The 14,104-nt window shown below is 65.0% G+C and carries 10 protein-coding genes and 1 pseudogene; 10 read left to right on the plus strand and 1 reads right to left on the minus strand.

Going from position 1 to position 14,104, the window contains the following annotated elements; translation table 11 throughout:
• From YU9_RS0136775 to YU9_RS0136820, 10 genes are all read left to right on the plus strand, one after another.
• A partial coding sequence (locus YU9_RS0136775) for an MFS transporter (RefSeq protein WP_027577187.1) occupies nucleotides 1-636 on the plus strand: 636 nt, incomplete at its 5' end.
• Between the two features lie 234 nt (nucleotides 637-870).
• Nucleotides 871-1,977, plus strand: a complete 1,107-nt coding sequence (locus YU9_RS0136780) for an efflux RND transporter periplasmic adaptor subunit (RefSeq protein WP_027577188.1) — start codon at nucleotides 871-873, stop codon at nucleotides 1,975-1,977.
• Between the two features lie 262 nt (nucleotides 1,978-2,239).
• On the plus strand, nucleotides 2,240-5,377 hold the full coding sequence (locus YU9_RS0136785; protein ID WP_027577189.1) for an efflux RND transporter permease subunit: 3,138 nt from the start codon (nucleotides 2,240-2,242) through the stop codon (nucleotides 5,375-5,377).
• 34 nt (nucleotides 5,378-5,411) lie between these two features.
• Nucleotides 5,412-6,011 (plus strand): TetR/AcrR family transcriptional regulator, encoded by a 600-nt coding sequence (locus YU9_RS0136790; protein ID WP_027577190.1) that lies wholly within the window; start codon nucleotides 5,412-5,414, stop codon nucleotides 6,009-6,011.
• 178 nt (nucleotides 6,012-6,189) lie between these two features.
• Nucleotides 6,190-6,813 carry a flavin reductase family protein gene (locus tag YU9_RS0136795; protein WP_027577191.1) on the plus strand — a complete coding sequence of 208 codons (624 nt, stop codon included), beginning with the start codon at nucleotides 6,190-6,192 and terminating at the stop codon, nucleotides 6,811-6,813.
• 294 nt (nucleotides 6,814-7,107) lie between these two features.
• Entirely contained in the window at nucleotides 7,108-9,375 is a 2,268-nt protein-coding gene (locus YU9_RS0136800) for an acyl-CoA dehydrogenase (protein WP_027577192.1), read from the plus strand.
• Complete coding sequence (locus tag YU9_RS0136805) at nucleotides 9,375-10,658, plus strand: acetyl-CoA C-acetyltransferase (protein WP_027577193.1); 1,284 nt, start codon at nucleotides 9,375-9,377, stop codon at nucleotides 10,656-10,658. The genes YU9_RS0136800 and YU9_RS0136805 overlap by 1 nt, the downstream gene beginning before the upstream one ends.
• 2 nt (nucleotides 10,659-10,660) lie before the next feature.
• On the plus strand, nucleotides 10,661-12,757 hold the full coding sequence (locus YU9_RS0136810; protein ID WP_027577194.1) for a 3-hydroxyacyl-CoA dehydrogenase NAD-binding domain-containing protein: 2,097 nt from the start codon (nucleotides 10,661-10,663) through the stop codon (nucleotides 12,755-12,757).
• A 21-nt stretch (nucleotides 12,758-12,778) separates the two neighbouring features.
• Nucleotides 12,779-13,189, plus strand: a complete 411-nt coding sequence (locus YU9_RS0136815) for an acyl-CoA thioesterase (RefSeq protein WP_027577195.1) — start codon at nucleotides 12,779-12,781, stop codon at nucleotides 13,187-13,189.
• Between the two features lie 224 nt (nucleotides 13,190-13,413).
• Nucleotides 13,414-13,605: a hypothetical protein gene (locus YU9_RS0136820; protein ID WP_027577196.1), complete on the plus strand. Its 192-nt coding sequence runs from the start codon at nucleotides 13,414-13,416 to the stop codon at nucleotides 13,603-13,605.
• A 295-nt stretch (nucleotides 13,606-13,900) separates the two neighbouring features.
• Here YU9_RS0136820 and YU9_RS49425 read toward each other — a convergent pair.
• Nucleotides 13,901-14,104 (minus strand): annotated as a pseudogene (locus YU9_RS49425) (integrase); the annotation flags it as partial.

A 14,104-nucleotide genomic window follows, 5' to 3' on the forward strand; every position in this document is an offset into this window, starting at 1 on the left:
GATTCCGAGATCGCCATCAAGCAGGCCGTGAAGCATCCCTCGCTCGGCGAAGCCCTGTGCTCGCCGAAGGTGATCGCGCTCAGCCTGATCTATTTCGGCTTCGTCGGCGCNCTNTACGGNATGCAGTTCTGGCTGCCGCAGATCGTCAAGGCGTTCGGCCTCACCAACGCGCAGACCGGCTTCGTCACCGCGATCCCCTATCTGTTCGGCACCATCGCCATGATCCTGTGGGCGCGGCATTCGGATGCGAGCCGCGAGCGCGTCATGCATGTCGGCGCACCGCTGCTGCTCACCGCTGTTGCGCTCGGCGTGTCGTCCTACCTCACCGATCCCACCCTCACGATGGTGGCGCTGACGGTGGCTGCGATCGGCGTGTTCTGCTGCTTCGGCGTGTTCTGGACCCTGCCGACCGCCTGGCTCTCCGGCACGGCGGCGGCCGGCGCCATCGCCCTGATCAACTCGATCGGCAATCTCGCCGGCTTCGGCGGACCGTATCTGATCGGCTGGGTCAAGGAGGCGACGGGGCAGACCTCGACCGGCCTGCTCGTCCTCGCCGTGCTGCCGCTGATCGCCGGCATTCTTGTGTTCGTCGGCGGCCATGACAGCAAGCACGAGTTCGCCGAACAGAGACGGTGAGAGGATCGCCGGGTGGGCAAAGGCGCGCTCTTTCGCGTGCCGTGCCCGCCATATTGCCGGCAGTGACAGAGGCGGCACGCTCCGCTTTGCCTACCCTGCAATCGTACCTTCTTGGCCACTATCCCCAAGCCTTCCGACCCCTAACGATCACGCTTTCCTGATGACTGACGATTATTGACTTTTATCAGTGATTAGTCGACATTCCTCTCACTGCAGCCGCAGGAGTGTCCTCCGATGTTCGTTCGGTCGGTTTTGTCCAGCTATTCCAAGCTCTTGGCCGGTGTGTCGCTGGCCCTGATGGCCGCCGCGCTGGCTGGGTGCAATGACACTGTCGCCGAAAAGGCCGAGCCGCCGCGGCCGGTTCTGGTGGCAACCGCGCATTATGATTCCGAGACCCCGGAGCGCAGCTTCGTCGGCACCATCAGGCCCAGGATCGAGAGCGACCTGGGCTTCCGTGTCGCCGGTAAAGTTGCAAAACGCCTCGTGGAGGTTGGCCAAACCGTCGAGGTCGGCCAGCCGCTCGCCACCCTCGACGAGGTCGATCTGAAGCTTCAGGCCGAGCAGGCGCTGGCCGAGCAGACCGCCGCCACCGGTGTGCTGGCCCAGGCCGCCGCCGCCGAGCAGCGCGCCAAGGACCTCAAGGCCAAGGGCTGGACCACCGACGCGCAGATGGACTCGAGCCGCGCCGCTGCGGACGAGGCCCGTGCCCGCCTGAACCGCGCCGAGCGCGCGCTCGAGCTGAGCAAGAATTCCCTTTCCTACGCGACGCTCGTTGCCGACGCCCGTGGCGTCGTCACCGCAACGCTGATCGAGCCCGGCCAGGTGGTCGCCGCGGGCCAGGCTTCGATCCGTGTCGCCCGCTTTGCCGAGAAGGAAGCGGTCGTCGCGATCCCTGAGACGCTGGTTGGACGCGCCAAGTCGGGCGTCGCCAGCGTCACTCTTTGGTCCGAGCCGGACAAGAAGTACGCAGCGAAGCTGCGCGAGATCGCGCCGGCAGCCGACCCGGCCACACGCACCTATCTGGCGAAGTTCTCGCTGCCCGAGGCCGACGACAAGGTCGCGCTCGGCATGACCGCGACGCTGACGTTGTCCGACGCCGCAACCGAGCGCGTCGCGCGGCTGCCGCTGTCGGCGCTGTTCAACGAAGGCGGCAAGCCGTCCTTCTTCGTTGTCGACGACAACGGCGCGGTCACCTTGAGGCCGGTCGCAGTGAAGTCCTACGAGAGCAACGACGTGCTCATCACCGGCGGTATCGAAGAGGGCGCCAAGATCGTCGCCCTCGGCGTGCAGAAGCTCGATCCCAGTCAGCGGGTGCGGATCGTGTCGTCGCTGAGTTTCTAGTTTGTCATTCGGGGGCGATGCGACAGCATCGAACCCGAAATCTCGAGATTCCGGGTCTGGTCCTTCGGACCATCCCGGAATGACGCGAGAAGTGAGTTTCGTCGTGTGAGGTGAGTTTCGGCCTTTGTCCCTAAGCAAAGGCTGAAGCGGCGAAGCGATCCAGAACCTGCCCAGCCCCCTGGATTGCTTCGCTGCCTCGCGACGACGGTTTGAACAGAGCGGCTGTCGTTGTTTGCAACTGGATCATCTTTCGGAGAGTGCGATGAAGCGCTTCAATCTTTCGGCCTGGGCCGTCAGCCATCCGACGCTGGTGCTCTTCCTGATGATCGTGCTCGGCGTCGCCGGCTTCTTCTCCTATGAGAAGCTCGGCCGCGCCGAGGATCCGTTCTTCACGGTGAAGGTGGTCAACGTCTCCGTGATCTGGCCCGGCGCGACCGCGCAGGAGATGCAGACGCAGGTCGCCGATCCCATCGAGAAGAAGATCCAGGAGCTGCCCTATTTCGAGAAGGTGCAGACCTATTCCAAGCCCGCCTTCACCGCGCTTCAGGTCACCTTCCGCGACAACACGCCGCCGAAGGACGTGCCCTACCTCTTCTATCTGCTGCGCAAGAAGCTGGTCGACGTGCAGGGCCAGCTGCCCTCAGGCATCCTCGGACCGGTCGTGAACGACGAGTTCTCCGACGTCGATTCCATCCTGTACATGATGACCGGCGACGGCGCCGACTATGCCCAGCTCAAGAAGGTCTCGGAAGGGTTCCGTCAGCGCCTGTTGAAGGTGCCTGGTGTCACCAAGGTCGACGTCTATGGCAACCAGGACGAGCGCATCTTCGTCGAGTTCAGCCACGCCAAGCTCGCCACGCTCGGCATCACGCCGCAGGCGCTGTTCGATTCGCTCGCCAAGCAGAACAACGTGACGCCTGCCGGCACGGTCGAGACCTCGTCACAGCGCGTTCCGCTGCGCGTCACCGGCGCGCTCGACGGTGCCAAGGCCGTGGCCGAGACGCCGGTCGAGAGCAACGGCCGCGTATTCCGTCTCGGCGACATCGCCACCGTCACCCATGGCTTTGTCGATCCGCCGAGCTTCGTCGTCCGTCAGGAAGGCAAGCCCGCGATCGGCATCGGCGTCGTCACCGCCAAGGGCGCCAACATCCTCGATCTCGGCAAGGAGGTCGAGAAGGCGACCGCCGAGTTCATGAAGGCGGTGCCGCAGGGGATCGACGTCAAGCTGATCGCCGACCAGCCCAAGGTGGTCGAGCATGCCGTCGGCGAGTTCGTGCACTCCTTCATGGAAGCGCTCGTCATCGTGCTGTTCGTCTCGTTCCTGGCGCTCGGCTGGCGCACCGGCATCGTGGTCGCGATGTCGGTGCCCTTGGTGCTCGGCATCGTCTTCATCGTGATGAACACGATGTCGCTCGACCTGCACCGCATCACGCTCGGCGCCCTGATCATCGCGCTCGGTCTGCTCGTCGACGACGCCATCATCGCGGTCGAGATGATGGTGGTGAAGATGGAGCAGGGCTGGGACCGCATGCGCGCAGCGTCCTTTGCCTGGGAATCCACTGCGTTTCCGATGCTCACGGGAACGCTGGTCACGGCCGCTGGCTTCCTCCCCATCGGCTTTGCCAATTCCGCGGTCGGCGAATATGCCGGCAGCATCTTCTGGATCGTGGCGATCGCGCTGGTCGCCTCCTGGTTCGTGGCGGTGATCTTCACGCCCTATATCGGCGTCAAGCTGCTGCCCGACATGAAGGCCCACCACAACCACGATCCGCATGCGGTCTACGAGACCCGCATGTACCGCGGCTTGCGTGCCATCGTACAATGGTGCGTCAATCACCGCATCACCGTGGTGGTCGCGACCGTCGGCGTCTTTGTCGCCTCGATCGTCGGCTTCGGTCACGTCCAGCAGCAGTTCTTCCCGCTGTCGGAGCGGCCTGAGCTGTTCCTGCAGCTGCGCCTGCCCGAGGGCACCGCCTTCAACGTGACCGAGAAGGCGGTGAAGAAGGCCGAGACCCTGCTGAAGGACGACAAGGACATCGAGACCTATACGTCCTATGTCGGCCAGGGCTCGCCGCGCTTCTGGCTCGGCCTCAACCCGCAGCTACCGAACGAGGCCTTCGCCGAGATCGTCATCGTCGCCAAGGGCGTCGAGGCGCGCGAGCGCATCAAGGCCAAGATCGAGAACGCGGCTGCCGATGGCTTCCTGACCGAGGCGCGCGTGCGCGTCGACCGCTTCAATTTCGGTCCGCCAGTCGGTTTCCCCGTGCAGTTCCGCGTGATCGGCCCCGATGCCAACAAGGTGCGCGAGATTGCCTACCAGGTCCGCGACGTCATGCGGCAGAACAAGAGCGTCAAGGACGTCCAGCTCGACTGGAACGAGCAGTCGCCCTACCTGAAGCTCGTCGTCGACCAGGATCGCGCCCGCGCCATGGGCCTGACCCCGCAGGACGTCTCGCAGGCGCTCGCGATGCTGATCTCGGGCTCGCAGGTCACCACCGTGCGCGACGGCATCGAGAAGGTCGGCGTGGTCGCCCGTGCGATCCCGTCCGAGCGGCTCGATCTCGGCGGCGTCGGTGATCTCACCATCACCTCACGCAATGGGGTGGCCGTGCCGCTGCAGCAGATCGCCAAGATCGAATATGCCCACGAGGAGCCGATCATGTGGCGGCGTAACCGCGACATGGCGATCACCGTGCGCTCCGACGTCATCGACGGCGTGCAGGCGCCCGACGTCACCAACCAGATCACGCCGAAGCTGAAGGCGATCAAGGATCATCTCGAGCCGGCCTACCGGATCGAGCCGGGCGGCGCCTTCGAGGAATCCGCCAAGGGCAATGCCTCGATCTTCATCCTCTTCCCAGTGATGGTCATGGTGATGCTGACGCTGCTGATGATCCAGCTGCAGAGCTTCTCGCGCCTGATCCTGGTGTTCCTGACTGCGCCGCTCGGCATTGTCGGTGCCTCGCTCGGCCTCAACGTCGCCAACGCCCCGTTCGGCTTCGTGGCGTTGCTCGGCCTGATCGCGCTCGCCGGCATGATCATGCGCAACACGGTGATTCTGGTCGACCAGATCGAGACCGACGTCAGCCACGGCCTGACCCGGCGCGAGGCGATCGTGGAGGCGACCGTCCGCCGTGCCCGTCCGGTGGTGCTGACGGCGCTCGCTGCCATCCTCGCCATGATCCCGCTGTCGCGCTCGGCCTTCTGGGGCCCGATGGCGATCACCATCATGGGCGGCCTGTTCGTCGCGACCTTCCTGACGCTCCTGTACCTGCCGGGCCTCTACGCCCTGTGGTTCAGGAAGAGCCTGGACGAGGCCGGCTCCGTCGAGCAGCCTGCCGCGCCGCAGCATGGGAGCGATGACCGGCGCGCAATTCCGCTTGCTGAGGCGGCTGAATAAGTGACATGAAGTACTGACGAACGAGTCCTGACAGATGACACTGGTTGCGGAACATATCGAAGGCGACACCCGGGATCGTATCCTCGAGGTGGCCGAGCGGCTGTTCCGCCAGATCGGCTACCAGAAGACGACGGTCGGCGACATCGCCAAGGAGCTCAGGATGAGCCCCGCCAACGTCTATCGCTTCTTCGAATCGAAGAAGGCGATCCATCAGGCGGTGGCCCGTTCGCTGATGGGAGAGGTCGAACTTGAGGCCCAGCGGATCGTGGCCCGGCCCGGTCCGGTCAAGGAGCGCTTCCGCGAGCTGCTCACCACCATCCATCGCATGAACAGCGAGCGCTATGTCGGCGACAACAAGCTGCATGAGATGGTCGAGATCGCGATGCAGGAGGACTGGGAGGTCTGCGTCGCACATATGGAGTGCATTGCCGGGACGATCGGCCAGATGATCGCCCAAGGCGTGGCCTCCGGCGAGTTCGAGGCGCCGGACCTGCAGCTGGCCTCGCTGTGCGCCTGCACCGCGATGATGCGGTTCTTCCACCCCCAGATGATCGCCCAGTGCGCCACCAAGCCGGGCCCGACCATCGACCAGATGATCGATTTCGTCATCGCGGGTCTGTCGCCGCGCCACTGACGGGCGGGACCGTTTCCTCCTATAAGCAGCTTCGCGCCGCTCTTGACGGGGCGGATGGCGGCCAAGGACGGATCAACAAACTCCGTCATTGTGAGCGCAGCGAAGCAATCCAGAATCCCTCCGCGGAAAGACTTTGGATTGCTTCGCTGCGCTCGCAATGACGAAACGGAAGCAGCGCGTGACCGACAAAAACCTGTACTTCTACGAACCTTCCAAGGGCCACGGCCTCAAGCACGATCCCTTCAACGCCATCATCGCGCCGCGGCCGATCGGCTGGATCTCCTCGCGCGACGCCAGGGGCCACGTCAACCTCGCGCCCTACAGCTTCTTCAACGCGTTCTGTTACGTGCCGCCGATCATCGGCTTCTCCTCGACCAACTGGAAGGACACGGTCGAGAACATGCAGCAGACCGGCGAGTTCGTCTGGAATCTCGCCACGATGGATCTGGCGAAGCACATGAACGCGACTGCAGCCCATGTCGCCCCAGAGGTCGACGAGTTCGAGGTCGCGGGCCTCACCGCCGTGCCCGGCAAGCTCGTCAACGTGCCGCGCGTCGGGGAGAGCCCGGTCGCCTTCGAGTGCAAGGTGTCCGACATCGTCCGCCTCAAGGGCGCCAACGGCAAGGAGGCCGACGCCTGGCTGACGCTCGGCGAGGTGGTCGCCGTCCACATCGACAAGGCCATGATCAAGGACGGCGTCTACCAGACCGCCGCCGCCCGCCCCATCGTCCGCGCCGGCCGCCGCGGCGACTATTTCGAGATCAAGCCGGAAAACATGTTCGAGATGGTGCGGCCGGACTAGGCTGCACCATTCGCCCGCCGTCATTCCGGGGCGCGCCGACAGGCGCGAACCCGGAATCCATTCACCGACCAACGCTGCCCTACGATGGATTCCGGCCTCACGCTTCGCGTGCTCCGGAATGACGGTGAGGACGAGCGCGGCCGATTCCCCCCTCTCGGAACCGCCCCCGCGCCCCGGCCGTTATGGCCGTTGGGCGGCCGTCGGGCCGCGTCAATTTTGCAGCCGAACCCTTCACCGCCGCCCGTCACTTTCCGCTAAAATGCCCTGTCACCGCGCCGATGCATGAGGTCCGCCATGAGCTTCCGCCGCGACACTCTGACAAAGCCGATCTTCTCCTGGGCGCGCGGCGTGTTGCCGGCGATGTCCGACACCGAGCGCGAGGCGCTGGAGGCGGGCGATGCCTGGTGGGATGCCGATCTCTTCACCGGCAACCCTGATTGGTCGAAGCTGCTGAAGGTCCCGCAGGCGACGCTCACGGATGAGGAACGGGCCTTCCTCAATGGCCCCGTCGACGAGCTCTGCGCCATGCTCGACGAGTGGAAAATCTTCTGGGAATTGCGCGACCTGCCGCAGGACGTCTGGCACTTCGTCAAGCGCGAAAAGTTCTTCGGCATGATCATTCCGAAGGAGTTCGGTGGCCTCGGCTTCTCGCCTTACGCGCATTCGGAAGTGGTGCGCAAGATCTCGACGCGCTCGATCGCCGCTGCGGTCACCGTGATGGTGCCGAACTCGCTCGGTCCGGGCGAGCTCTTGATGCGCTTTGGTACCAGGGAGCAGCAGCAGCGCTGGCTGCCGCGCCTCGCCGACGGCCGCGACATTCCCTGCTTCGGCCTCACCAGTCCCGAGGCCGGCTCCGACGCGGCCGCAATGGTCGACACCGGCATCATCTGCAAGGGCACCTTCGAGGACCGCGAGGTCGTCGGCCTCAGGCTGAACTGGCACAAACGCTACATCACACTTGGTCCGGTGGCGACGCTGCTTGGCCTCGCCTTCAAGGCCTATGATCCCGATCATCTCGTCAGCGATCAGGACGAGCTCGGCATCAGCCTGGCACTGATCCCGACCAATCTGCCCGGCGTTGAGATCGGCCAGCGCCATCTGCCGTCGATGCAGGTGTTTCAGAACGGCCCGAATTGGGGCCGCGATGTCTTCATCCCGCTCGATTACGTCATTGGCGGCAAGGAGCGCCTCGGGCGGGGCTGGAAGATGCTGATGACGGCGCTTGCCGCCGGCCGCGGCATCTCGCTGCCGTCGCTCTCTGCTGCGGGTGCCGCCTATGCCGCGCGCACCACCGGCGCCTATGCCCGTATCCGCGAGCAATTCGGCATTTCCATCTCCAAGTTCGAGGGCGTCGAGGAGCCGCTCGCGCGCATCGTCGCCACCGCCTATCAGCTCGATGCAGCGCGGCGGCTCACGTGCGCGGCGCTCAACGCGGGCGTTCATCCCGCCGTCATCTCCGGCATCATGAAGCTGCACGCGACCGAGCGGATGCGCACCGCGATCGACGACGCCATGGACATCCATGGCGGCAAGGCCGTGATCGACGGTCCGCAAAACTATCTCGGCAATTTGCATCGCGCCGTGCCGGTCGGCATCACGGTGGAAGGCGCCAACATCCTGACCCGCAACCTCATCGTGTTCGGGCAGGGCGCGATCCGCGCGCATCCCTACCTGCTCGGCGAGATGAATGCACTGGCGGATACCGATCGCGAGCGCGGGCTTACCGCGTTCGACAAGGCGTTCTGGAAGCATGTTGGCCATAGTTTCCGGACGCTGTTCCGCGCCTTCGGCCGCAGCTGGACCTTTGGCGCATTCGCGCCGGCGCCCGACGCGGGCGATGCCACGCCATTCTATCGCCAGCTCTCGCGCTACTCCGCGGCCTTTGCGCTCTGCGCCGACATGGCACTGCTGACCCTTGGCGGCGCGCTCAAGCGCAAGGAAATGTTGTCGGCGCGCTTCGGCGACATCCTGTCCGAACTCTATCTGCTCTCGGCCGCGCTGAAGCGCTGGCAGGATGAAGGCCGGCAGAAGGAGGATTTTGCCGCGCTGGAATGGTGCATGGCGGCCGGCTTCAAAACCATCGAGAACCGGCTTGCCGAAATCCTTGCCAATCTGCCCAATCGCTTCGTCGCCGGCATCCTCAAGCTCGTGGTCCAGCCCTTCGGCGCCCGCGTGCTCGGTCCTTCCGACCGCGTCGTGCACCAATGCGCGAGCCTGGTGCTGGAGCCGTCGGCGGCACGCGAGCGTCTCACGCCGGATCTGGCTCATGTCGATGATGACGCTGGCTTTGCCCGGTTGGAGCGCGCGTTCGTGCTGGTCGCGAGCACGGACGCCGTCGCCAAGCGCCTGCGTGCTGCGCATATCCGCGACTGGAAGGAGGCGGTCACAAAAGGCGTGATCACGCAAGCCGAGGGTGAGCAACTCGCCGCTGCCCGCGAAGCCGTCACAAAAGTGATCGAAGTCGACGATTTTGCGCCGGATGCGCTGTCGCCGATTTACAAGAAAACCGTCAACGTGCATCAGTTCTTCCAGGAACTCGGTGAGCAGAGGGCGGCGAGCTGATGGCACGACCGGTATTCATTGTCGACGGCAGCCGGACGCCGTTCTTGAAGGCGCGTTCGGGGCCCGGTCCGTTCACGCCGGTCGATCTCGCCGTGCAATGCGGCCGGCCGCTCCTGGCGCGCCAGCCGTTTGCGCCTGACAGCTTCGACCAGGTCATCCTCGGCTGTGTCAATGTGATTGCGGACGAGATGAATCCGGCCCGCGTTGCCGCGCTCCGGCTCGGCATGGGCGAGGACATGGTCGCCTTCACCGTGCAGATCAATTGCGGCTCCGGCATGCAGTCGATCGACACCGCCTACCGCTACATCCGCGAAGGCCATGCCGACATGATTCTCGCCGGCGGCACCGAGGCGCTCAGCCACGCGCCGCTGGTCTGGCCAAACGCGGGCGTGCGCTGGTTCGCCGGCCTTGCCACCGCCAAGGGCGTGGCCGCGAAGCTGGCCGCCGCCTTCAAGCTCCGACCGCGCTATCTGAAGCCCATCATCGGCCTCGAGCGCGGACTGACCGATCCCGTCACCGATCTGAACATGGGCCAGACCGCCGAGGTCGTCGGCCATCTCTTCGGCATTACGCGCGCACAGTCCGATACCTATGCCGCCGAGAGCCATCGCCGGCTCGCGCAGGCGCAAAGCGCGGGTTTTCTGAAAGGCGAGGTCGAGACCGCCTTCTCGCGCGACGGCAAGTTCTTCGATCACGACGACGGCGTGCGGCCGGACTCGACGCCCGAGTCTCTCGCAAAACTGAGGCCGGTCTTCGAACGTCCCTGGGGGCAGGTCACCGCCGGCAACTCATCGCAGATCACCGACGGTGCTTCCTGGGTGATCCTCGCCTCCGACGAGGCGGTCGCCAAGCACAAGCTGACGCCGAAGGCCGCGATCGTCGATAGCCATTGGGCCGCGCTCGATCCCAGCATCATGGGGCTCGGGCCCGTGATGTCGGTGACGCCGCTGCTCATGCGCAACAATCTTACCATCAACGAGGTCGAGACCTGGGAGCTGAACGAGGCCTTCGCGACGCAGGTGCTCGGCTGTCTCGCCGCCTGGAAGGATGACAAATTCTGCCGTGAGATTCTCGGCTTCGACGGCGCCGCCGGCGAGATCGATCGTGAAAGGCTCAATGTCGATGGCGGCGCCATCTCGCTCGGCCATCCCGTCGGCACCTCCGGCAATCGCATCGTGCTGCATCTCGTCAACGCGATGAAGCGGCTAGGCACGCGGCGCGGCGTTGCCACCGAATGCATCGGCGGCGGGCTCGGCGGCGCCATGCTGATCGAGGCGGTGTGACCATGGATTCCAAGATCATGACCGTGCTCGCCGACCGCGTGCTGGAGCTTGGGCCGCAACCGGCGCCGGACAGTCCCTACAAGCACTTCAAGCTGACGCGCGATGCCGATGGCGTCGCCTGGCTGCTGTTCGACCGCGCTGACGCCAGCGCCAACACGCTCTCGTCGGATGTGATGGAAGAGTTCGACGCCGTGCTCGCGGCGATCGAGACCGAGCGTCCCGCAGGTCTCGTGATCCGCTCCGCAAAACCGTCCGGCTTCATTGCCGGTGCCGACGTCAACGAATTTCGCGGCGCGGCGGATCCCGAAATGGTCGAGACACGCATTCGCGCCGCGCATGCGGTGGTCGATCATCTGGAAGCGCTAAAACTGCCGACGGTCGCGGTCATCCATGGCTTCTGCCTCGGCGGCGGGCTCGAGGTGGCGCTGGCCTGCCAGGCGCGCATCGCCATCGATGGTGCGCGCTTCGGCTTCCCGGAGGTGATGCTCGGCCTGCATCCCGGCCTCGGTGGCACGGCGCGGTTCACCGCGCTGGTCAATCCGACCCAGTCGATGGCGCTGATGCTGACCGGCCGCACCATCGACGCGCGCCGCGCCAAGACGCTCGGCCTCGTCGATAGCGTGACGCAGGAACGGCACGTCCAGGGCGCGGTGAGGGATGCGCTGTTCGGCCGTCTGAAGCGGGCCAAGCCCGGTCTGCTCACGCGCGCCGCCAGTCTCGGCCCGGTGCGCGGACTGCTGGCCAAGCGCATGCGCTCGGAGGCCGCGAAGGCTGCATCGCGCGAGCACTATCCCGCGCCTTACGCCCTGATCGATCTCTGGGAGGCCCATGGCGGCAGCAAGGCCGCGATGCTGAGGGCCGAGCAGGCGTCGTTCGCCAGGCTGATGGTGACGCCAACCGCGCAGAATTTGATCCGCGTCTTCTTCCTGCGTGAGCAGATGAAGAAGGCGGCAGGCTCCGGCAGCACGGTGAAACATGTCCACGTCATCGGCGCCGGCGCCATGGGCGGCGACATCGCGGCCTGGTGCGCGGGGCAGGGGCTGCGCGTCTCGCTCGCCGACATGAAGGCGGAGCCGATCGCAGGCGCGGTCAAGCGCGCCGCCGAGCTCTACGGCAAGATCATCCGCAAGCCCACGGACGTGCGCGACGCGCTCGATCGCCTCATCCCCGACCTGGACGGGGAGGGCGTCCGCAACGCCGATCTCATCATCGAAGCGGTGCCGGAGAAGCTGGAGCTGAAGCAGAAGGTCTATGGCGGGCTCGAGCCACGGATGAAACCGGGCGCGATCCTCGCGACCAACACCTCCAGCATCCCGCTTCAGGATCTGCGCACCACGCTGGCGCGGCCGGAGCGGCTGGTCGGTTTGCATTTCTTCAATCCGGTGTCGCGGCTGCAGCTGGTCGAGGTCGTCAGCCATGACGGCAACGATCCCCAGGTTCTGAGGGAGGCGCTCGCCTTCGTCGGCGCGATCGACCGCCTGCCGCTCGCCGTGAAGAGCTCGCCCGGCTTCCTCGTCAACCGCGCGCTGACGCCGTACATGCTGGAAGCGATGGTGATGCTGGACGAGAAGATCGACCAGCGCCTGATCGACGCCGCGGCCGAGCAGTTCGGCATGCCGATGGGGCCGATCGAGCTCGCCGATCAGGTCGGGCTCGACATCTGCCTCGACGTCGGCGACATGCTGCGCACGAAGTTCGGCGACCTGTTGCCGCCGACGCCGGCCTGGCTGCGCGAGAAGGTCGCCAAAGGTGAGCTCGGCCGCAAGGCCGGCAAGGGTTTTTACACCTGGAAGGACGGCAAGGCGGAGAAGGCACCGCTTCCCGAGACCGGTCCGCGCGTCACCGATCAGATGATCGACCGCCTGGTGCTGCCGATGTCCAATGTCTGCGTCGCGGCGCTTCGCGAGGGTATCGTCGACGATGCCGATGCGGTCGACGGCGCCATGATCTTCGGCACCGGTTATGCACCGTTCCGCGGCGGTCCGCTGAGCTATGCGCGCACGCGTGGCGTGGAAAACATTGTATCCACCCTGCGCGGGCTGGCGGAACGATTCGGCGCGCGCTTCGCGCCGGATCCGGGCTGGGATAATTTCAAGTGAGCAATCTCAAGTGAGAGAGGCATGAACGAGCAAGCCACGACCGGGCCGAGCGGCGATCTCTGCATCCGCACGCTGGCGATGCCCGCCGACACCAATGCTAACGGTGACATCTTCGGCGGCTGGTTATTGAGCCAGATGGACGTCGGCGGCGGCGTGTTTGCCTCGAAGGTCGCGCGGTCGCGCACCGTGACGGTCGCGATCGAGGCGATGAATTTTCGCAAAGCGGTCTATGTCGGCGATCTCGTCTCGGTCTACGCCAATCTCGTGCGCGTCGGGCGCACCTCGCTGACCGTGCATCTCGAGGCCTGGGCATTGCGGCGCAAGGAGCTGCATCCGTTCCTCGTCACCGACGGCCATTTCACCTACGTCTCGATCGACGACCACGGCCGTCCGCAGGCGATCCAGCGAAACGATCCGCCGATCGCGACGTAGTCGCGCGCGACGCTCTGCCTCATCTCACGAAGACGCAGCAAGCGCCGCCAAACGCGGCGCCACTGCGTCGTGCTCGTCGCGGCTTCGCCAAGAACCAGTCATAAAACGGATGAGGTCCCGGCGTACTCAATTGCGTGTCGATTCGGGGTGGAAACGGCCTCAAATGCCTGGGAACCTTTGGGCAGGAGCACCGTTATTTGCCCGCACTGAGGAATCCACGGATCATGCCGGACAGCTACATCATCGAAGTCGATTCGCAGACCGCAGGTATCGTCGTTCGTTCTTCTGGAGGCTACTGCTTTTTCGCCTCATCCGACCGCTTCAACCGTCTCGAAGGCCAGCTCTTCCGCAACGCACGCGAAGCAGAACGCGCTGCGCGCAGGCTGGTGAATGGCGATGTGCAGGAAGCGGCGTAAGCGCCTGCCGATGGTGATTTTGATACGAAGCGTGGTCGGAATTTCTTGCCGCGTTTGATGCTGCTTCCTTCTCCCCTTGTGGGAGAAGGTGGCATAGGCCGCCTCCGGCGGCCGTGCCTTAAGAGAACGCCGAAGCAAAGCTTCGGCTATGGCGCCGGATGAGGGGTATCTTGCGGCGTATTCAAAAGTCAGAGAGTGCTTGCTGAGGCAACCCCTCACCCGTCTCGCCGCGTTGCGGCGATGTCCAGCGGATGGAAGGGTAACAAAACAGCCCGGATGGATAGGTAACAATCGTTCATGGTTCGGTCCGCTGCGGCGCTGCGCTAGCGCAGCGCCGCAGCGTCGATGTTTTCTGATCGATGATGCCGATCGGCACGTTGAAGAAGCGCACTTGCCATTGCCCATCGGCGGTTTCCTCTACGGCGACTGTTTCACCAGCGAGAGCGCTGCAAAGGTGGATGAGCTCGCCACGCCATTTGATCTCGCCGTTGGAGCGGAC

Origin of the sequence: Bradyrhizobium sp. WSM1743 (assembly GCF_000473065.1) — a bacterium.
Lineage (GTDB): Bacteria > Pseudomonadota > Alphaproteobacteria > Rhizobiales > Xanthobacteraceae > Bradyrhizobium.